Source organism: Pantoea sp. CFSAN033090 (assembly GCF_001264395.1).
Taxonomy (GTDB): domain Bacteria; phylum Pseudomonadota; class Gammaproteobacteria; order Enterobacterales; family Enterobacteriaceae; genus Pantoea; species Pantoea agglomerans.
In genome coordinates this window covers 65,493-85,448 of record NZ_LGYX01000019.1, presented here as the reverse complement: position 1 = coordinate 85,448, position 19,956 = coordinate 65,493, and the positions used below count along the sequence as shown (strand labels likewise).

The window sequence follows — 19,956 nt, the reverse complement described above, 5'->3', positions numbered from 1 at the left end:
GCTGAGGCTTCAAACCTCTTCCATTTTTCCCAGCAATGCACGCAGACGTTCCTGCCACACGTGTTGCTCTTCTTTCAGGTGCTGATTTTCACGCATCAGCGCATCGTGGTTGCCCGCGACTTGTTGCGCATCGTTACGCAGTGAGTTGTTCTGCTCTTTCAGCTCTTCGATTTCCATCTGCAACAGGGTGATGGTATCAATCGCCTGCTGTACTTTCGCTTCCAGTTTCTCAAACACTTCAAATGACATCTTTCTGACCTCTCCTAAATTCCTGCAAGGCGTTGATGATGCCAGCTTAAGCCAGCAACGTTGTCCCGATTGTATGTAGCCTCACCCCGCAAGTCCAGCAACGCGGCCGCTGCGGGCGTAGTCTGTAACACTTTTCAGCCAATCCCTGAATTTACGCTGCGCTTACTGTGACGGCTTTCTGGTACGGGTGCGTTATCCCCGTCATCAGGCGCGAATATTGGCTAAGGAAAGCCAGAATACGCGAAAACGCGCATTTTTATGACGCAGTACACAAAAAACGATTTCGCTATTTCTCGTTTATGTTCGTTAACGATAAATTCACACCAGCCCTACATTAAAGCTGGGTGCCTCATGGAATGAGAACAAAAACTGATAAAATTTAACCTCGCTTCAGGAACCACTATTATGAGTCAGACAACTAACACGCTCAAAGGTCAGTGTATTGCCGAATTTCTGGGGACAGGCTTGATTATTTTCTTTGGCGCAGGCTGTGTGGCTGCACTGAAACTCGCCGGTGCCGCCTTCGGTCAGTGGGAAATCTGCATCATCTGGGGTCTTGGCGTTTCCATGGCCGCCTACCTTACCGCAGGCATTTCGGGCGCGCACCTGAACCCGGCAATCACCGTTGCACTCTGCCTGTTTGCTAATTTTGAAGGACGTAAAGTTCTGCCTTATATCGTATCGCAGATTGCCGGTGCCTTTTGTGCCGCGGCGCTGGTATACGGTCTCTACTACAGCCTGTTTTTTGATTATGAGCAGAGCCACCAGATGGTGCGCGGCACGGTTGAAAGTCTCGACCTGGCAGGCATCTTCTCAACCTACCCTAATCCACATATCGGTGTCGGCCAGGCCTTCCTGGTTGAGATGGTCATCACTGCAGTATTAATGGCGGTCATTATGGGTCTGACGGATGACGGCAACGGCATTCCACGTGGCCCACTGGCTCCACTGCTGATTGGCCTGCTGGTTGCGGTTATCGGTGGCTCAATGGGTCCTCTGACCGGCTTCGCCCTTAACCCGGCTCGTGATTTCGGACCGAAGATCTTCGCATGGCTGGCAGGCTGGGGTAACGTTGCCTTTACCGGTGGTCGTGACATCCCTTACTTCCTCGTGCCGATTTTTGGCCCGCTGGTCGGTGCCTGCCTGGGTGCAGTAGGTTATCGCACACTGATTGGTCGCTACCTGCCAGGTACCGCCCAGGAACCTGCAAGCGTTCCAGCAGACAAACCGGTTGCACGCGCTCAGCAGCGTAAAGCGTAAGTTTCACCTTTTATCATCAGGACAGAATTTATGACTACCACAGATAAAAAATATATTGTCGCGCTCGATCAGGGCACAACCAGCTCCCGCGCCGTCGTTCTCGACCACGACTCTAATATCGTCGCGGTATCGCAGCGCGAATTCACCCAGATCTACCCGAAAGCGGGCTGGGTTGAACATGATCCAATGGATATCTGGGCTTCACAAAGCTCAACGCTGGTTGAAGTGCTGGCCCATGCCGACATCCGCTCTGATGAGATTGCGGCAATCGGTATCACCAACCAGCGCGAAACCGCTATCGTCTGGGAAAAAGAGACCGGTAAGCCGATCTACAACGCCATCGTCTGGCAGGATCCCCGCACCGCCGACTACTGTCACAAACTGAAGAAAGAGGGTCTGGAAGAGTATATCCAGCACACCACCGGTCTGGTGATTAACCCTTACTTCTCCGGAACCAAAGTGAAGTGGATCCTGGATCACGTTGAAGGCTCTCGTGAGCGTGCAAAACGCGGCGAGTTGCTGTTTGGTACCGTTGATACCTGGCTGGTCTGGAAAATGACCCAGGGCCGGGTGCATATCACCGACTATACCAACGCCTCCCGTACCATGATGTTTAACATCCATAAGCTGGAGTGGGATCAGCGTATGCTGGATATCCTGGATATCCCGCGTGAAATGCTGCCAGAAGTGAAGTCCTCTTCTGAAGTCTATGGTCAGACCAACATCGGTGGTAAAGGCGGTACACGTATTCCAATCGCCGGTATTGCCGGTGACCAGCAGGCTGCGCTGTATGGCCAGCTCTGTGTTCAGCCTGGCATGGCGAAAAACACCTACGGCACCGGCTGCTTTATGCTGATGAACACCGGTACTGAAGCGGTAACCTCGACGCACGGCCTGCTGACCACTATCGCCTGTGGCCCGCGCGGTGAAGTGAACTATGCACTGGAAGGGGCTGTGTTTATCGGTGGCGCCTCTATTCAGTGGCTGCGCGATGAGATGAAGCTGATCAGTGAAGCTGCTGACTCTGAATATTTTGCGATGAAAGTGAAAGACACCAACGGCGTTTACATGGTGCCTGCTTTCACCGGCCTGGGCGCCCCTTACTGGGACCCGTATGCCCGTGGTGCTATCTTCGGCCTGACCCGTGGTGCTAATGCTAACCACATCATCCGTGCGACGCTGGAGTCTATCGCTTATCAGACGCGCGACGTGCTGGAAGCGATGCAGAACGATGCCAACACCCGCCTGCAGGCGCTGCGTGTCGATGGTGGCGCGGTTTCCAACAACTTCCTGATGCAGTTTCAGTCTGACATCCTCGGCACCCGTGTTGAGCGTCCGGAAGTGCGTGAAGTCACCGCGCTGGGTTCTGCTTATCTGGCAGGTCTGGCCGTCGGCTTCTGGCAGGATCTGGATGAAGTCCGCTCTAAAGCGGTTATTGAGCGTGAATTCCGTCCAAGCCTGGAAACCACCGAGCGTAACTTCCGTTATGCTGGCTGGAAAAAAGCCGTAGCCCGCGCCCAGGCGTGGGAAGAACAAGAGTAATATCAATGCCCGCGACCCTTGCTGTCGCGGGCCTTTTCCCCGCTCCACTGCCTCGCTGTGTTACACTGCCTGCCTGTTTTTTGTCAGGTAGATGCCATGAAACGAGAACTTGCCATTGAATTTTCCCGCGTAACCGAAGCTGCCGCCCTGGCAGGCTATCACTGGTTAGGACGCGGCGACAAAAATGCGGCTGACGGCGCGGCTGTCCATGCCATGCGTCATGTCCTGAACTCCATTGAAATCAACGGTCAGATTGTGATCGGTGAAGGCGAAATCGACGAAGCTCCGATGCTCTATATCGGTGAAAAAGTCGGTACCGGCCGCGGCGATGCGGTCGACATTGCGGTCGATCCGATTGAAGGCACCCGCATGACGGCGCTTGGCCAGGCTAATGCGCTGGCGGTGATGGCTGTAGGCGATAAGGGCAGCTTTCTGCACGCACCCGACATGTACATGGAGAAGCTGATTGTTGGCCCCGCAGCGCGTGGAGAGATCGATCTCGACCTGCCGCTGGAAACCAACCTGCGTAACATCGCCATCGCGATGAATAAGCCGCTATCACAGCTAACCGTATCGATTCTGGCAAAGCCACGTCATGACGCAGTGATCAGTCAGTTGCAGCAACTGGGCGTGCGGGTGTTTACCTTCCCGGATGGCGATGTCGCCGCCTCCATTCTGACCTGCATGCCGGACAGCGAAGTGGATGTGATGTATGGCATCGGCGGCGCACCGGAAGGCGTGGTCTCTGCGGCGGTGATCCGCGCGCTGGATGGGGATATGCAGGGCCGGTTACTGGCGCGTCACCACGTGAAAGGCGACAGCGCTGAAAACCGTCTGCTGGGTGAGCAGGAGCTGCAGCGCTGCGCAGAGATGGGGATTGAAGCGGGCAAAAAGCTGACGCTGAATGAGATGGCACGCAATGACAACGTGGTGTTTGCCGCCACCGGCATTACCAGTGGCGAACTACTGAAAGGCATTACGCGTCAGGGCAATATCGCCACCAGCGAGACCCTGCTGATTCGCGGTAAATCACGCACCATCCGCCGTATTCAGTCGATTCACTATCTCGACCGTAAAGATCCGGCGCTCCATCCCTTTATCCTGTAACCGGCTGGTTGCCGCGCTCCGGCTGACGTGAGAGCGGCAACCAGCAGAGCAGCATCACCAGCGCAGTGAAGAACATCAGCATGCCAAGGCTGAACTGATCGCGCTGCGGCATCATGGCTGACAGCCACGCCACCAGGCCCGATCCCAGGTTCTGCATCCCGCCAATCAGCGCGCCCGCGCTACCCGCCAGCCAGGCATAAGGCTCCATCGCGCCTGAAGTCGCCAGCGGGAACAGCATGCCAGCCCCAAAGAAGAACAGCGCAGCCGGAACCAGCAGCGTCCAGATATTCATCACGCCGAACCACGCCGGGATCCACATCAGGATGCCCGCCAGCAGGCAGCTATTTACGCCCCACCACATCAGACTGTGCCATGAACCCTGCTCGCGACCTGCAAACCAGGCACCAAAAAACGCTGCCGGAATCGGCAGGATGAACAGGATGCTGACGGTCAGGCTGTGCAGGCCGAGAACGCCGCCCAGCAGAACGCCACAGCTCGACTCAAATACCGCAATCCCGGCCAGCGCGCCAATCAGCAGCACAATGTAGCGAACGAAATTCGCGTCGCTGAGCAGGCGGGCGTAGCGTTTAAAGAAAGGTGTCACTTCCGCGCTCTGCGGTCGGGTCTCCGGTAGCCAGCGTGCCATTGAGACGGTTACCGCCAGACAGAGCAGCAGCAGAAAGGCAAAGCAGGCGTGCCAGCCAAAGAGCTGCGTCAGCAATGCACCAATCACCGGCGCCAGCAGCGGGCTGACCAGAATGCCCATATTAAGCAGGCTGTTAGCGCGGCGCAGTGCGTGCCCCTCGTAGAGATCGCGCGGCATGGTGCGGGCCATCACGCCAGCTACGCCGGTGCCCAGTCCCTGAACAGCGCTGCCGAACACCAGCATATCGAGCGACGTCGCCATCAGTGCCGTAATTGCGCCGATCATAAAGATCATCATGCCCGCCAGGATCACCGGACGACGACCGATGCTGTCTGACAGCGGGCCATAGATCAGCTGGGATCCGCCATAGGTCATCAGATAGGCCGCCATCACACGCTGCAGCGCGCCATCCCGCACATTCAGAGCATCCGCCATCACCGACATCGCCGGGACGTAGATAGTCTGTGCCATCTGCCCTACTGCCACCAGCACAATGAGCATCACCAGCAGCGGGCGATTTTCGAGTTTAGTCATCATGATTATGCAAAATTTCTTTCTGTGAAAAGAGGTTAAAACAGCGGTTCACCCGCCAGTCATCTTGTTATGGCGGGCAAAATATCAGGATTAGATGACAAAGCGAGAGGTAAGCGAAAAGGTCCCGGCTTGCGCCTGTCAAGTTTATGGGCCAGCCTGTAAAGACAAAGTAACAGTTTGTCGATTAGAGCCTTTGCCCCGGCGCAGGCTGGCAATCTCACCGGGCAGCCGCGAAAATAGTGACCTGCCTGAATAATCAACAACCAGGGAGTGATTATGGCTGAGTGGGTCAATGCTGAAGTAAAGGAAGTGAAAAACTGGACGGATGCGCTGTTCAGTCTCCGGGTAAAAGCGCCCATCGATCCCTTTATCGCCGGGCAATTTGCCAAGCTGGCACTGGAAATCGACGGTGAGCGGGTACAGCGCGCTTACTCTTACGTCAATGCGCCGAAAGATGATCTGCTGGAGTTTTACCTGGTCACCGTGCCAGAGGGCAAACTGAGTCCGCATCTGCAGGCACTTCAGCCTGGCGATCAGGTGATGGTCACCAAAGAAGCGGCAGGATTCTTTGTGCTGGATGAGGTCCCTGAATGCAAAACCTTATGGATGCTGGCAACCGGCACCGCTATTGGCCCCTACCTGTCGATGCTACAGCAGGGCGAAGGGCTGGATCGCTTTGAAAACATCGTGCTGGTCCATGCTGCACGCTATGCGGCCGATCTGAGCTTTTTGCCGCTGATGCAGCAACTGCAACAACATTATCAAGGCAAGCTGCACATCCAGACGGTGGTGAGTCGCGAAGAGATCGCCGGTTCGCTGACTGGCCGGGTCCCGGCGTTGATCGAAAACGGTGAGCTGGAGCGCGCCACCGGGTTAAGCCTGGATGCCGACAGCAGCCATGTGATGCTGTGCGGCAACCCGCAGATGGTGCGTGACACCCAGCAATTACTGAAAGAGACGCGCGAGATGCGCAAGCACCTGAAGCGTAAGCCGGGCCATATCACCAGCGAACATTACTGGTGAGCCGTTTGCCGGTATCTCACCGGCTGAGTCGCGGTACCAAACCGGTTAGCGCCGGGGGTACCGCGAAAGAGACCGAGATCGAGCAGCAGGCCAGCCAGTAACACAAACGGAATGGCGCGACCCAACAGCCAGGGCAGTATGCCGTCCAGCATGCTCCAGTTCCCCGCCACCAACAGCCAGGCAACAATCACCAGAAATCCCCAGTAGCCGCGGCGATTACGATCGTGCAACCGTTTAACGATAACCGCGCTGGCGGGCCACAGCAGGCAGACCACGCCAAAGGCCGCCATCTGAGTATCAAGCCAGTCGTTAGCCGCTAACGCGAATAACAGGGTTGTTGTCAGCAACCAGACCGCCTGCCAGATCCAGAAATCACGTCGTCCCAGCCGGCCGCGCCAGGAAAAACACCATTGTTGTAACGTCATGCATTATCATCCAGAGAGAAGAGAACCGCTGCGGTTTTGACCTTGCGGATAAAAACCGTTTTAATTTGCGCCTGAGTTTACGGGTTAGGATCGACAAAATGAAGAATTTGCCTGGCGCACTGCTGTTATCGTTTGCGCTGACGGTTCCGGTCTTTGCCGCCGATCCGCCACCGCAGGAACGGACCGATGCGTTGCCCACCGCCCCCTATCTGCTGGCGGGCGCCCCCACCTTTGATATGACTATCGGCCAGTTCCGCGAAAAGTATAATCAGGCCAACGGGGCGCTGATGCTGCCGGAATATCGCGCCATTGATAATCGGGGCGACAAAAGCACCCTGACGCGCGCCGCCAGCAAAATCAACGAGACCCTCTATGCGTCTACCGCGCTGGAGCCCGGTACCGGCAAAATTAAGACGCTGCAGATTACCTGGCTACCGTTGCCAGGTCCGGATCAGAACGCCTCACAGCAAAAAGCGCTGGCCTACATGACCGCCATGTTGCGCTTCTTTGTACCGGGACTGAGCGCCGATGAGGGACGTAAAAAGCTGGAGGGTTTGCTGAAGCAAGGTAAGGATTTACCCTACTTTGCGCAGGTCGAGGGCGCGTTGCGTTTTGTGGTGGCTGACAACGGCGACAAGGGGCTGACCTTCGCCGTTGAGCCGGTCAAACTGGCGCTCGCCAGCCCCTGATGATGAGGCCGAAAATGACGAAAAGCAAAGCCATCGCTACATTTGATCTCTATACTGTCTGGCAGACAACGCTGCCAGCTGGCAGCGATTTTTCATGTATCGCTTTATGCGGAGGATAGAATGCGACATCCACTGGTTATGGGTAACTGGAAGTTGAATGGCAGCAAGCAGATCACAGCTGAACTGATCGCCGGTCTGCGCAAGGAACTGTCTGGCGTTGAGGGTTGTGGCGTCGCCATTGCACCGCCAGCTCTCTATCTCGAGCAGGCAAAACACGCCATCTCCGGTAGCCACATCGCACTGGGTGCGCAGAACGTAGACGTTAACCTGTCTGGTGCGTTTACCGGTGAAGTTTCCGCAGAGATGCTGAAAGATATCGGCGCGAAATATATCATTATCGGTCACTCAGAGCGCCGCACTTACCACAAAGAGAGCGACGAATTCATCGCGAAGAAATACGCGGTGCTGAAGTCAGTGGGCCTGGTACCGGTGCTGTGCATTGGTGAAACCGAAGCGGAAAACGAAGCGGGTAAAACCGAAGAAGTCTGCGCTCGTCAGCTGGATGCCGTTCTGGAAACTCAGGGCGCCGAAGCGTTTAAAGATGCGGTCATCGCGTATGAGCCAGTCTGGGCCATCGGTACCGGCAAATCTGCCACCCCTGCTCAGGCTCAGGCCGTTCACAAATTCATTCGTGACCATATCGCGAAGAAAGATGCGGCTATCGCAGAACAGGTCATCATTCAGTACGGCGGCTCAGTTAACGATAAAAATGCGGCTGAGCTCTTCACCCAGCCCGACATCGATGGCGCGCTGGTTGGCGGTGCCTCACTGAAAGCGGACGCTTTCGCTGTGATCGTTAAAGCTGCAGCGGCTGCAAAAAGCGCCTAAGCAGTAAACGTACCGATTAAAGGCGGCTTAAGCCGCCTTTTTTATGGGCGCTATCAGCTGACAGGCGTGATCCTGTACCTCCTCCGCCGAACCGCTGTTCAGCAGCAGCCAGTTTCGCTCTATCGCCATCAGCACCAGTCGTCCATCACTTAATTCAGCCAGTGCCAGCCCATATTTCCCCATCTCGCTGCGTGCCTGTGGCCGCTCATCGGCCAGTCGGATAAACGCACTCTGCCGGGTCAGCTCGTCCGGGGTCAATGCACGCAGCCAGTAGCGGTGCTTACGCAGCGTGATGCTCTGCCACCGCCCGCTAAGCTGCGGCGTCAGCTGATCAAGCTGCTGACGCACATCGGGTCGCAGGCAGGAGATATGAATATGGAGCTGATTCTGCGTGCGGCCATACTGTGAATTGATAGCCAGTGACAGGACCCGATCGTCAATAGGTGAGCCGCGTCGCTGCGCAAGCAGAGTCCGCTCATTCCATGCAAGGGCAAAGTAGTTGGGCGTAGCGGATTGCAGTAACCGCGGGCTTTCGATGCCGGTGATCCTGTCGAGCGGGATCAGCAGATACTGCAACAGCCCGTGCATATCTTTCAGCATGGCATAGCGATGCCGCTGATCGACGCGCTGACAGGGCGCAGGTTCTCCACCACTCTGCTGGTGAGGCAGACATTTCTCGCTGACGATCTGCCACAACGCATCACTGTTCTTTTTGAAATGCAGTGCGGCAGCCAGCATCCCCGCAATGACCAGTACCAGCAGAACCGCAACCAGGCGGGTTGCACGACGATGTGTCGGCATAACAACGCTTCCTGAATGGCTTAGCAGCCTGCATCCTCGCCTGGCGAGAAAAAAATGTCACGGGGAATTCTGGCAGGTAACCCAGCGGCTGGGCGGAGAAGGAGAAAAGGCGTGGTTGTGGGAGATAAGCGGTCAGCACAGGGATGCGCTGACCGCAGCGCATTACGGTTTCATGACCTGGTCATAGCTGCCGCCATCGGCGAAGTGGGCTTTCTGAGCCTGTGTCCAGCCACCAAACTTGTCCTGAATGGTAAACAGCTTCACTGGCGCAAAGGTGCTGGCGAATTTCTTCGCGACTTCAGCATCACGCGGACGGTAGTAGTTCTGTGCAGCGATAGTCTGGCCTTCTGGCGAGTAGAGGTATTTCAGATAAGCGTCGGCGACTTTACGCGTCCCCTTTTCATCTACCACTTTATCGACCACCGACACGGTCGGTTCCGCCAGAATCGATTCGCTCGGAGTGACAATCTCGAACTTGTCTTTGCCCAGCTTGTTAACCGCCAGATAGGCTTCGTTTTCCCAGGCGATCAGCACATCACCAATCCCGCGCTCAACGAAGGTGTTGGTTGCGCCGCGTGCGCCGGAATCCTGCACTTCAACGTTTTTAAACAGCGCTCTGACGTAAGCCAGCGCTTTAGCCTGATCGCCGTTGTTATGATCCAGCGCCCAGCCCCAGGCCGCCAGATAGTTCCAGCGTGCGCCGCCGGACGTTTTCGGGTTAGGGGTGATAACAGATACGCCTGGCTTCGTCAGGTCGCTCCAGTCATGGATGCCTTTAGGGTTATCTTTACGAACCAGGAAGACAATGGTCGAGGTGTAGGGCGCAGAGTTGTCCGGCAGACGCTGAATCCAGTTTTTATCAATACGACCGCGTTCTGCAATGGCATCAACATCTGATTGCAACGCCAGTGTGACCACATCCGCCCGAATGCCGTTAATCACGGAGGTCGCCTGCTTACCGGAACCGCCATGCGACTGACGGACCACGACATTATCGCCGGTTTCCTGTTTGTAGTGTGCACTGAACGCTTTATTGTACTGTTCGTACAGCTCACGGGTTGGATCGTAGGAAACGTTTAACAGCTGAATGTCTTTCGCCAGAACGCTGGTTGAGGCCAGCAACAGGGTAACGCCGATACTCCACTTGTTCATTACGCACTCTCCCAATGTCGTTATGGGCTAAGCGTGACATAAACCAATACAGAGCTAAAGGAATTAAAAATAAGCTGTTATAACCATGGGGAATATAGAGGCGGGATGCCGGGGCGCGCCAGGTCGCACACCCCGAAGAGGAATTAATAGAGTTTTTTCGCGGTGTCGAGCCAGTCGCGTTTGAACGGACGCTTCATATTTTCAATGGCGTCGACGATGTCGTGATGCACCATCTTCTCGTTCTGAATACCGACGCAACGGCCGCCGTAACCCTGCATCAGCAGTTCAATGGAGTAGGCCCCCATGCGTGAGGCCAGAATACGGTCATACGCACAAGGTGCACCGCCACGCTGAATGTGGCCCAGAACGGTAGAACGGGTTTCACGCTTGGTTTCTGTTTCGATGAAACGCGCCAGATCGTCGATATCGCAGATGTGCTCGGTAATCGCCACGATAGCGTGCTTTTTACCTTTGGCGATGCCCGCTTTGATTTCCGCTACCAGCTCTTCACGGGTATACGGGAACTCAGGCAGTACGATGAACTCACAGCCACCCGCAATGGCGGCCGCCAGTGTCAGATCGCCACAGTAGCGACCCATCACTTCCACAATCGAAATACGCTGATGCGATGAAGAGGTATCACGCAGGCGGTCAATCGCTTCAACCACAGTTTCCAGCGCAGTGAAATAACCGATAGTGTAATCCGTTCCGGCAACGTCGTTATCGATGGTGCCTGGCAGACCAATGCACGGGAAGCCCATTTCAGTCAGGCGCTTAGCCCCCATGTAGGAACCGTCACCACCAATAACAACCAGCGCATCAATGCCGCGCTTTTTCATGTTCTCAATGGCAACCTGACGCACATCTTCATTACGGAATTCAGGGAAGCGTGCTGAGCCCAGGAAAGTGCCGCCGCGGTTAATCATGTCGGAAACGCTGTAGCGATCAAGATTGATCATGCGATCTTCGTACAATCCCAGGTAACCGTCATAGATCCCAAAAACTTCCAGTCCTTCACTCAGCGCGGAACGCACCACGCCACGAATAGCTGCGTTCATGCCTGGGGCGTCACCGCCGCTGGTTAATACACCAATTTTTTTGATCATGACAACCTCTGGATTGTTCAAAACTAAGGGTTAATCCTGCCTGTCGATCGCTGCTGAAGCTCATTTTACGACTCGCGCGACACGTGATGGCAGATAGTATATCAAAGGCTTGCTGCTGAATTGATTCAGGTCAGACAACTTTTCACTATTTTTTGCAGCAATGTTAGCGTTACGTCATCCCTGCCGTATCGATTTGATTCATTTAAGTTAAAAACCTAAAGAATCCTCTCTCTCGAACGGTACCACAGAACAGGGATCCTGATGGATAATTACGTCTGACCCGGGAAATTCTTTGCGTAACGCCTTCTCAACCTGATCGGCTACCCGATGCGCCTGCACCAGTGGCAGCTGATCTTCCAGTTCCAGATGCAGCTGAATAAATTTGGTCGGCCCGGACTGACGGGTTCGCAGATCGTGAACGCCCTGCACCTGCGGCCAGTTTGTCGCAAGCGTCAGGATTTGCTGCCGTTCCTCTTCCGGTAACGCGCGATCCAGCAATGACTGAACCGCCTCGTAGCCCATACGCAGTGCGCTGTAGAGAATAAAAATACCAATGCCCAGCGCAAACAGGGCATCCGCCCGGGCAAAGCCATAGCTGCTCAGCACCAGCGCAACCAAAATAGCGCCATTCATGATGACGTCGGACTGATAGTGCAGCATGTCAGCCCTGATCGCCTGGCTGCGGGTTTTACGAACCACCCAGCGCTGAAAGGCCACCAGCACCAGCGTTGAGCTCAGCGCCACCACGGTCACTACAATACCGACGCCGGGCGCCCGCAACTCATTGGGCGTCGCCAGATGCTGCAGGCCGGTCAGAAACAGAAACAGCGCCGAGCCGGAAATAAACATACTTTGCGCCAGCGCTGCCAGCGACTCCGCTTTGCCGTGCCCGAAAGTATGATCTTCGTCAGCGGGCTGCAGTGCATAACGCACCACCAGCAGATTGGTCAGCGAGGCGGCGATATCCACCAGTGAATCCACCAGAGAGGCCAGTAAACTCACCGAACCGGTGTACCACCAGGCAAAAATTTTCACGAGCAACAGCACAGACGCAAGAATGGTCGCGCCGAGCGCAGCACGCTTTACCAGTCGGCCATAAGAGGGTTGCATGCCAGGTTCCCTGTGCGGCATCAGTGAAGATGCGCACCAAAATGAATGAATGGCTCAAGTTTAACATCGGGAGGCGGGCACTGCTTAGCGGGTCGATCAACGGATCAGGCTTTTTTGGGAAGGCGCGACAGGTACAAAAAAACAAGCCCCGGCCTCTGTGGGAGGTCGGGGCAAAGTGTCATACACATCAGTACCAGGCCACATTCAGGCCCAGGTCTGGGCTGAGAAAGGGGCGGCGACTACTTTTTGCCGCCTTTTTTCCCGGCTTCTGATGCTTTTTCACGATCGTTTTTGAAATTTCCGCCGCCGCTACTCTGGCCGCCTTTCTTACCGGCTTCAGACGCTTTTTGCGGATTATCTGCGAAATTACCTGAACCACCACGATGCTCTGCCATAACTTACTCCGTTAATAGATTCATTCAGGACTACATAATGTGGTTGCTGCTCCCTGAGACTTCGCAAAGACACTTAACTTCCCTGCAGTGACAGGATTAAGTGTAGAGGGTGCGCCTGAACCGGCAAGCGTAACGCGGGGGATTTATCTCATTGAAAAATATAATTAAAGCTTTCTATACCTGCCTGTAATTCATTCACTTTCAGTGAGTTATAATATTTAACAGGCGGTCAAACCCTTACCGGTACGCTTAAATTTAAGTCATGACCTGAATAGTAAGGAATCGGTGAGACTTACCCATAAAAGCTCAACAAGCGCTAATCAAACAAAGGTTTTATTGCGGAGTGATGATTCCAGTCAAAATAAAAAAAGTGAAAAAAAGATAAAAAAAACCCCCACCATCATGGCGGGGGAAGACAGGGATGTGTCTATGGCAAGGAAAACAGGGATACTATGTTACTGGTTACTGCTGGTACTACTCACTGCCTGCAGCGATGACGCTGACTGCAAATTCGAAAACTGTCGCAGCTCATTAAGTCGCCGCTGGTAATTCTGCTGTAACGCCGACTGCTGGGCTGGCGTTAGCAGCTGGAACATTTGATTCTGTACGCGCGCCATCTCGACCTGCTGTTCAACCTGAACTCTGGCGATCACTTCCGCCTTCTCGCGGATGGCCGCTTCGTTAAACTGGTCTGCAGTCACTAACTCATGTAGTGCTGCGATATCGTCAATATGGACGACCGGGCGCTCATGTCGGGCCTGTTGCATCAGGTCACGCATCTGCTGACGTTGCTCTTCAGTCAGCTCGATGCCATCGAACATGTGGCTTTGCGGATTTTGCGTCATACTGCCTGTCGGCAATCCGCCATGATGCATCTCGTCAATCGTCGTCGCATCTTTAGCACCTGCGCTGGCGACACTCAGAGCCATCGCTGAGGCAAGGACGACGGCGGTTAATTTGCGCATCGTGTACTCCAGTTCGTTCCGTTTTGCGATTCAACGAGAGCCAGTGTACGGCGACAGCTGCAAACATCCGTCAGGGGGTGTAAAACTACGTAAAGCGATGGATAGGTGCGCCAGGAACACGGTATTTTGCCTGCGGAGGGCTACAAAAATGAATAAAATCCTGTTGGTAGATGACGATCGCGAATTAACTTCGCTTTTAAAAGAACTGTTAGAAATGGAAGGGTTTGAAGTGGTGGTAGCCAGCGATGGTGAACAAGCGCTGAACCTGCTCGATAACTCAATTGATCTGCTTTTACTGGATGTCATGATGCCGAAGAAAAACGGTATCGACACCCTGAAAGAACTGCGTCAGCAACATCAAACCCCCGTCATCATGCTAACGGCGCGCGGCAGCGAGCTGGATCGCGTACTGGGCCTCGAACTGGGCGCAGATGACTATCTGCCTAAGCCGTTTAACGATCGTGAACTGGTGGCGCGTATCCGCGCTATTCTGCGGCGCTCAAACTGGAGTGAACAGCAGCAGCAACACGACAATAGCTCGCCTACGCTGGAAGTGGACTGCCTGCGTCTCAATCCCGGCCGTCAGGAGGCCAGTTTTGATGATGTCACGCTGGATTTGACCGGCACGGAGTTCACCCTGCTCTATCTGCTGGCGCAGCATCTGGGCCAGGTGGTGTCGCGTGAGCACCTGAGTCAGGAAGTGCTGGGCAAACGCCTGACGCCTTTTGACCGCGCTATTGATATGCATATCTCCAATCTGCGTCGCAAGCTGCCTGAACGCCGTGACGGTCATCCCTGGTTCAAAACTTTACGTGGCCGCGGCTATCTGATGGTTTCGGCATCATGATTGGAAGTCTGACCACCCGTATCTTCGCCATCTTCTGGTTGACGCTGGCGCTGGTGTTGATGCTGGTGCTAATGGTGCCCAAGCTCGATTCACGACAGATGACCTCGCTGCTGGAAAGTGAACAGCGGCAGGGAATCATGATTGAGCAACACGTCGAAGCAGAGCTGTCACAGGATCCCCCTAACGATCTGATGTGGTGGCGTCGTCTGTTTCGGGCAGTGGAAAAGTGGGCACCGCCGGGTCAGCGGCTGCTGTTAGTGACGAGTGAAGGTCGGGTGATCGGCGCGCAACATAACGAAATGCAGGTTATCCGCAATTTTATCGGCCAGTCTGACAATGCCGATCATCCGCAGAAGAAGAAATATGGTCGTGTTGAGCTGGTAGGGCCTTTCGCCGTTCGGGATGGCGAAGATAACTACCAGCTTTACATGATTCGTCCCGCCAACAGTTCCCAGCTCGATTTCGTGAATCTGCTGTTTGACCGTCCCCTGTTACTGCTTATCGTCACCATGCTCATCAGCTCCCCGCTGCTGCTCTGGCTCGCCTGGAGCCTGGCTCGTCCGGCACGTAAGCTGAAATATGCTGCCGACGAAGTCGCAAGCGGAAACCTGCGTCAGCATCCGGAACTGGAATCGGGCCCACAGGAGTTTCTGGCGGCGGGTTCCAGCTTTAACCAGATGGTCAGTGCGCTGGAGCGGATGATGACCGGTCAGCAACGTCTGTTATCAGATATCAGCCATGAGCTTCGTACCCCGCTCACCCGTCTGCAACTGGCTACCGCGCTGCTGCGTCGGCGCCAGGGTGAAGGCAAAGAGCTGGGCCGCATTGAGATGGAAGCACAGCGTCTTGATGGCATGATTAACGATCTGCTGGTGCTGTCGCGCACCCAGCATAAAAATGCGCTGGTCAGCGAAGCGATGAAGGCGAATCAGTTGTGGAATGGGGTGCTGGAAGATGCCCGTTTCGAAGCGGAGCAGATGGGCAAGAAGATGGATATCCCCTATCCGCCTGGCCCGTGGCCGCTTTATGGTAACCCCCATGCGCTGGAGAGTGCGCTGGAAAATATCGTACGCAATGCGCTGCGCTATTCCCACACCCATATCAGCGTCAGCTTCTCCGTCGATATTTCCGGCATCACGGTACACGTTGATGACGATGGTCCAGGCGTGAGTCCGGAAGATCGTGAACAGATTTTCCGGCCGTTCTACCGTACCGATGAAGCACGCGATCGCGAATCAGGCGGCACCGGTCTTGGCCTGGCGATTGTTGAAACGGCAGTGCAGCAACATCGCGGCTGGGTTAAAGCGGATGACAGCCCATTGGGCGGCCTGCGTCTGACCCTCTGGTTGCCGCTCTACTCCTCCGCTCGTCAATAATTTGTTATGCTTCGGCCCCTGTCATCGGGGGCCTTATGCTTAACATTGTCTTGTTTGAACCAGAAATTCCGCCGAATACCGGCAATATCATCCGCCTGTGTGCCAATACTGGCTTTCAGCTTCATCTGATTCAGCCGCTTGGTTTTGCCTGGGATGACAAGCGTTTACGCCGCGCCGGGCTGGATTACCACGAATTTACTGCCATTAAATTCCACGCCGACTATCAGGCGTTTATCGCCTCAGAGTCGCCTGAGCGTCTGTTTGCGCTGACGACCAAAGGTACGCCCGCACACAGTGCCGTAGCGTACCAGGCTGGCGATTATCTGCTGTTTGGCCCGGAGAGCCGTGGACTTCCGGCTGAGATCTTAGCGGCGTTACCGGCTCAGCAGAAAATCCGTATCCCGATGAAAGCGGAAAGCCGCAGTATGAATTTGTCGAACGCCGTCTCGGTGGTGGTCTATGAAGCGTGGCGCCAGCTTGATTATGCGGGCGCGCTGATTAAAGACTAGATGCCGTCGCCAAACTGAAAACCCGCCAGGCTGCCATTAAAGTGCTGATCCATATCCATCGACGGCTTTTCACTGCCTGGCTTACCAACGATTCGCGCGGGTACGCCTGCTGCAGTGGTGTGCGGCGGCACGGGCTGTAACACTACGGATCCGGCACCGATTTTGGCTCCCTTGCCAACTTCAATATTGCCCAGGACTTTCGCACCGGCACCAATCATCACCCCTTCACGGATTTTCGGGTGACGATCGCCGCTGGTTTTGCCGGTTCCGCCCAGCGTAACCGATTGCAGGATCGAGACATCATTCTCAACCACGGCGGTTTCACCAATCACAATGCCTGTGGCATGGTCGAGCATGATGCCGTGGCCGATGTTGGCGGCGGGATGAATATCGACGGCAAAGGAGACGGAGATTTCATTCTGCAGATAAACCGCCAGCGCGCGCCGGCCTTCATTCCACAGCCAGTGGCCAATGCGGTAGGCCTGTAAGGCGTGAAAACCTTTGAGGTAGAGCAGCGGCGTGGAGTATTTATCGACTGCCGGGTCACGCTGGCGCACCGCCTGAATATCGTACGCCGCTGACATAATCATCGACGGATCTTCACGGTAGGCTTCTTCAACGATTTCACGAATGGCGATGGCGGGCATAATCGGGTTAGCCAGCTTGTTGGCCAGCATATAACTCAGTGCGCTACCGAGATTTTCATGCTTGAGCAATGTCGCGTGGAAGAAGCTGGCCAGCATCGGCTCACAATCAGCCAGGGCGCGCGCTTCTGCTTTGATATTATTCCAGACCAGTTCTAACTCATCAGACGACATTGCTGTTTTCTCCCGATAAAAAAAGCGCCTGAATGGGCGCTGCAGGTGATGATGCTACGCGTCCTGCGTTAGCCAGTGCTGTTTTCGTCCTTCCTTGTTCGTCCCAGCAGACTCAATGCTGCATCTCTCGCCGGCTTTTCGCAATACAGCACCTGATAAATCTGCTCGGTGATCGGCATTTCTACACCAAAACGGGCTGCCAATGCTTTGACTTCTTTGGTGTTTCTGTAGCCTTCTACAACTTGTCCGATAATGCGTTGCGCGCTATCTACATCCTCGCCCTGGCCCAGCATCATGCCAAAACGACGGTTACGCGACTGATTATCGGTACAGGTCAGCACCAGATCGCCCAGACCCGCCATTCCCATAAAGGTGGTGGGATCGGCACCCAGCGCGGCACCCAGCCGGCTCATTTCAGCCAGACCACGGGTGATCAGTGCGGTACGCGCATTCGCGCCAAAACCAATCCCGTCAGAGATCCCGGCACCGATAGCAATTACGTTTTTTACCGCGCCGCCCAGCTGTACGCCGATGAAGTCAGGGTTGTTATAAACGCGGAAGCTCTTACCGCAGTGCAGCTTCTGCTGCAGATCCTCAGCAAACTGCGCATCCGTTGCGGCCAGCGCGATAGCCGTCGGTAATCCGGCAGCCAGCTCTTTCGCAAAGGTCGGTCCGGAGATTACAGCCAGCGGAATGTCATCGCCGACAATTTCCCGCGCCACATCCTGCAGCAGACGTCCGGTCTCTTTTTCCAGCCCTTTAGTCGCCCAGACAATACGCGAGTCGGACCGCAGATGAGGCTTGATCTGCTGCAGCACCTCGCCAAAGACATGACTCGGCACCACAACCAATAAATCGCGGCTGGCAGCAATAGCTTTGGTCAGATCAGGTTCAAGAGAAAGATGGTCGGGGAAAGGGACATCAGGCAGGAAAGCGGTGTTGCAACGGTCACTCTGAAGCTGCGCCAGATGCGCCGGGTTATGTCCCCACAACAGCACCGGATGGCCGTTACGGGCCAGCGTAATCGCCAAAGCGGTGCCGTATGAACCGGCACCGATGACGCTAATCGAAGCGTGAGTTGTCATCAGGCATCCTGATGTGGTTCAGCACCTTCTTCACCTTGCTGCTGCTGCAGGTAGTTCATGAACAGCGCATCAAAGTTAACCGGTGCCAGGTTCAGCTGCGGGAAGGTACCACGTGATACCAGGCTGGTAATGCATTCGCGTGCGTACGGGAACAGGATGTTCGGGCAGTATGCGCCCAGGCAATGTGCCATCTGCGTTCCTTCGATACCGCTGATGGTGAAAATACCGGCCTGCTGAACTTCACACAGGAAAGCGGTCTCTTCGCCCACGGTGGCGGTTACAGTCACACGAAGTACCACTTCGTAAACTTCGTCAGCCAGCTGAGAAGATGCAGTGTCCAGATCCAGTTTAACGTCCGGTTCCCACTCTTTCTGGAAAACCTGCGGTGCATTTGGCGCTTCAAAAGAGATGTCTTTAGTGAATACGCGCTGAATCTGGAATTGCATTTCGTTGGTGTTATGTTCTGACATGTGACCAAATCCTATGTATGAGATTGTCCGGCGTAAAATTACGCCTGCAGTAAGGGATCTAAACCTTCGCGATTATCGAGTGCGAATAAGTCGTCGCAGCCACCAATGTGCTGCGCATCAATAAAAATCTGAGGCACGGTGGTGCGACCGCTACGCTTGATCATCTCTTCGCGTTTCGCCATGTCTCCATCAATGGGGATCTCCTGAAACGATACGCCTTTTTGCGTTAACAGCGCCTTCGCCCGATGGCAGTAAGGACAGGTCGCCTTGGTATACACTTCAACATTTGCCATGATCAGCACCTCTGTAAGATTATTTGCCGCGAACTAACGGCAGATTTTCGCCGCTCCAGCCACTGATACCATCTTTCAGCACTGAAACCCGCTCAAAGCCGGCCGCGCTGAGATGCGCAGCAGAATCACCCGCGCTTTGTCCGGTTGCACACACCACAATTATGGGCTGCGCTTTATGCTTTGCCAGTTCGTCGATGTTGCCTTTTTTAATCTCAGCGGCTGCGACATTCAGCGCACCTGAAATATGGCCTCTGCGGAAATCGTCGCGCGAACGCACGTCTACAACTACCGCGTCCTCTTTATTAATCAGGCGGGTTGCTTCACCGCGACTGATCGTTTTTACCTTAGAGAACATTCCTTTAACGGTAGTCACAATCACCAGAACGAGTAAAACGACCCATGCCAGACTCAGGATGGGGTGATTGCTTGCAAACTGCATAATTTCTTGCATGAGGGGTAACGACTCCAGACCGGGCTAATAAGCTAAAACAAGGGTTCTGAGTATACCTGCGCCACTTCGCATGTACAGATGCTATGCGGCCAGAGTATCGATTTGTGCTTCATTTTCCAAAAAAAGTGGCTGAATAGCAAAAATGGCGTAAGGCTTAATCCATGTCATTGTGAAAGTGGACATAACTGGAAAAGCAAATGCCAGTGGGGAGCACT

The 19,956-nt window shown here is 54.8% G+C and carries 23 protein-coding genes; 9 read left to right on the top strand and 14 right to left on the bottom strand.

The features are described 5' to 3' along the window. Nucleotides 1-9: 9 nt before the first annotated feature. The gene (gene zapB, locus AFL22_RS16585; protein ID WP_003851242.1) at nucleotides 10-249 is read right to left on the bottom strand and encodes a cell division protein ZapB; all 240 of its coding nucleotides are present in this window, start codon (nucleotides 247-249) and stop codon (nucleotides 10-12) included. Between the two features lie 405 nt (nucleotides 250-654). On the opposite strand from zapB, the gene AFL22_RS16580 reads away from it, so the two are divergent. The 3 genes from AFL22_RS16580 (at nucleotide 655) to glpX (ending at nucleotide 4,158) form a co-directional block, all read left to right on the top strand. Beyond that, entirely contained in the window at nucleotides 655-1,509 is an 855-nt protein-coding gene (locus tag AFL22_RS16580; protein ID WP_010258182.1) for an MIP/aquaporin family protein, read from the top strand. Between the two features lie 30 nt (nucleotides 1,510-1,539). Then, a complete protein-coding gene (gene glpK / locus AFL22_RS16575; protein ID WP_010672072.1) occupies nucleotides 1,540-3,051 on the top strand; it encodes a glycerol kinase GlpK in 1,512 nt (503 codons plus the stop codon). A gap of 96 nt (nucleotides 3,052-3,147) precedes the next feature. After that, nucleotides 3,148-4,158, top strand: coding sequence for a class II fructose-bisphosphatase (gene glpX, locus AFL22_RS16570; protein ID WP_052271781.1), 1,011 nt, complete (start codon nucleotides 3,148-3,150; stop codon nucleotides 4,156-4,158). Here the strand turns inward: glpX and emrD are convergent. After that, a complete protein-coding gene (emrD, locus tag AFL22_RS16565) occupies nucleotides 4,148-5,341 on the bottom strand; it encodes a multidrug efflux MFS transporter EmrD (protein WP_022624918.1) in 1,194 nt (397 codons plus the stop codon). The two genes, glpX and emrD, sit on opposite strands and share 11 nt — an antisense overlap. Nucleotides 5,342-5,614: 273 nt before the next feature. Here emrD and fpr point away from each other — a divergent pair, with 273 nt between their 5' ends. Then, nucleotides 5,615-6,361, top strand: coding sequence for a ferredoxin--NADP(+) reductase (gene fpr, locus AFL22_RS16560; protein ID WP_033773140.1), 747 nt, complete (start codon nucleotides 5,615-5,617; stop codon nucleotides 6,359-6,361). Here the strand turns inward: fpr and AFL22_RS16555 are convergent. Next, a complete protein-coding gene (locus AFL22_RS16555) occupies nucleotides 6,352-6,786 on the bottom strand; it encodes a DUF805 domain-containing protein (RefSeq protein WP_010258192.1) in 435 nt (144 codons plus the stop codon). The genes fpr and AFL22_RS16555 overlap by 10 nt on opposite strands. A 98-nt stretch (nucleotides 6,787-6,884) precedes the next feature. Here AFL22_RS16555 and AFL22_RS16550 point away from each other — a divergent pair, with 98 nt between their 5' ends. Then, a complete protein-coding gene (locus tag AFL22_RS16550; RefSeq protein ID WP_033759209.1) occupies nucleotides 6,885-7,475 on the top strand; it encodes a DUF1454 family protein in 591 nt (196 codons plus the stop codon). A gap of 120 nt (nucleotides 7,476-7,595) precedes the next feature. Further along, nucleotides 7,596-8,363: a triose-phosphate isomerase gene (gene tpiA / locus AFL22_RS16545; protein WP_010258199.1), complete on the top strand. Its 768-nt coding sequence runs from the start codon at nucleotides 7,596-7,598 to the stop codon at nucleotides 8,361-8,363. A 27-nt stretch (nucleotides 8,364-8,390) separates the two neighbouring features. Here the strand turns inward: tpiA and AFL22_RS16540 are convergent, their stop codons facing one another. From AFL22_RS16540 to cpxP, 6 genes are all read right to left on the bottom strand, one after another. Beyond that, nucleotides 8,391-9,164, bottom strand: a complete 774-nt coding sequence (locus AFL22_RS16540; protein WP_052271780.1) for a CDP-diacylglycerol diphosphatase — start codon at nucleotides 9,162-9,164, stop codon at nucleotides 8,391-8,393. 162 nt (nucleotides 9,165-9,326) lie between these two features. Beyond that, nucleotides 9,327-10,316 (bottom strand): sulfate ABC transporter substrate-binding protein, encoded by a 990-nt coding sequence (locus AFL22_RS16535; protein WP_010258203.1) that lies wholly within the window; start codon nucleotides 10,314-10,316, stop codon nucleotides 9,327-9,329. 143 nt (nucleotides 10,317-10,459) lie between these two features. Continuing rightward, nucleotides 10,460-11,422 (bottom strand): 6-phosphofructokinase, encoded by a 963-nt coding sequence (gene pfkA / locus AFL22_RS16530; RefSeq protein ID WP_003851263.1) that lies wholly within the window; start codon nucleotides 11,420-11,422, stop codon nucleotides 10,460-10,462. Between the two features lie 207 nt (nucleotides 11,423-11,629). Further along, nucleotides 11,630-12,532: a CDF family cation-efflux transporter FieF gene (gene fieF / locus AFL22_RS16525; protein WP_010258208.1), complete on the bottom strand. Its 903-nt coding sequence runs from the start codon at nucleotides 12,530-12,532 to the stop codon at nucleotides 11,630-11,632. A gap of 239 nt (nucleotides 12,533-12,771) precedes the next feature. Beyond that, entirely contained in the window at nucleotides 12,772-12,927 is a 156-nt protein-coding gene (locus AFL22_RS16520; protein WP_010258211.1) for a KGG domain-containing protein, read from the bottom strand. Nucleotides 12,928-13,382: 455 nt separating this feature from the next. Then, nucleotides 13,383-13,892, bottom strand: coding sequence for a cell-envelope stress modulator CpxP (cpxP, locus tag AFL22_RS16515; RefSeq protein ID WP_010258214.1), 510 nt, complete (start codon nucleotides 13,890-13,892; stop codon nucleotides 13,383-13,385). A gap of 148 nt (nucleotides 13,893-14,040) precedes the next feature. On the opposite strand from cpxP, the gene cpxR reads away from it, so the two are divergent. Genes cpxR through trmL form a run of 3 tightly spaced genes read left to right on the top strand, consistent with a single transcriptional unit; the run spans nucleotide 14,041 to nucleotide 16,624 of the window. Continuing rightward, nucleotides 14,041-14,739 (top strand): envelope stress response regulator transcription factor CpxR, encoded by a 699-nt coding sequence (gene cpxR, locus AFL22_RS16510; RefSeq protein ID WP_009088062.1) that lies wholly within the window; start codon nucleotides 14,041-14,043, stop codon nucleotides 14,737-14,739. Next, nucleotides 14,736-16,115: an envelope stress sensor histidine kinase CpxA gene (gene cpxA, locus AFL22_RS16505; RefSeq protein WP_010258221.1), complete on the top strand. Its 1,380-nt coding sequence runs from the start codon at nucleotides 14,736-14,738 to the stop codon at nucleotides 16,113-16,115. The genes cpxR and cpxA overlap by 4 nt, the downstream gene beginning before the upstream one ends. 35 nt (nucleotides 16,116-16,150) lie before the next feature. After that, nucleotides 16,151-16,624 carry a tRNA (uridine(34)/cytosine(34)/5-carboxymethylaminomethyluridine(34)-2'-O)-methyltransferase TrmL gene (trmL, locus tag AFL22_RS16500; RefSeq protein WP_010258223.1) on the top strand — a complete coding sequence of 158 codons (474 nt, stop codon included), beginning with the start codon at nucleotides 16,151-16,153 and terminating at the stop codon, nucleotides 16,622-16,624. Here trmL and cysE read toward each other — a convergent pair. The 5 genes from cysE to AFL22_RS16475 form a co-directional block, all read right to left on the bottom strand. Next, nucleotides 16,621-17,442 (bottom strand): serine O-acetyltransferase, encoded by an 822-nt coding sequence (cysE, locus tag AFL22_RS16495; RefSeq protein WP_010258225.1) that lies wholly within the window; start codon nucleotides 17,440-17,442, stop codon nucleotides 16,621-16,623. The two genes, trmL and cysE, sit on opposite strands and share 4 nt — an antisense overlap. A gap of 68 nt (nucleotides 17,443-17,510) precedes the next feature. Continuing rightward, nucleotides 17,511-18,527 carry an NAD(P)H-dependent glycerol-3-phosphate dehydrogenase gene (gene gpsA / locus AFL22_RS16490; protein ID WP_170933492.1) on the bottom strand — a complete coding sequence of 339 codons (1,017 nt, stop codon included), beginning with the start codon at nucleotides 18,525-18,527 and terminating at the stop codon, nucleotides 17,511-17,513. Continuing rightward, on the bottom strand, nucleotides 18,527-18,997 hold the full coding sequence (secB, locus tag AFL22_RS16485; RefSeq protein WP_010258229.1) for a protein-export chaperone SecB: 471 nt from the start codon (nucleotides 18,995-18,997) through the stop codon (nucleotides 18,527-18,529). The genes gpsA and secB overlap by 1 nt, the downstream gene beginning before the upstream one ends. A 38-nt stretch (nucleotides 18,998-19,035) precedes the next feature. Continuing rightward, complete coding sequence (gene grxC / locus AFL22_RS16480) at nucleotides 19,036-19,290, bottom strand: glutaredoxin 3 (RefSeq protein ID WP_010258231.1); 255 nt, start codon at nucleotides 19,288-19,290, stop codon at nucleotides 19,036-19,038. A gap of 19 nt (nucleotides 19,291-19,309) precedes the next feature. After that, nucleotides 19,310-19,741, bottom strand: a complete 432-nt coding sequence (locus tag AFL22_RS16475) for a rhodanese-like domain-containing protein (RefSeq protein ID WP_010258234.1) — start codon at nucleotides 19,739-19,741, stop codon at nucleotides 19,310-19,312. Between the last annotated feature and the right edge of the window lie 215 nt (nucleotides 19,742-19,956).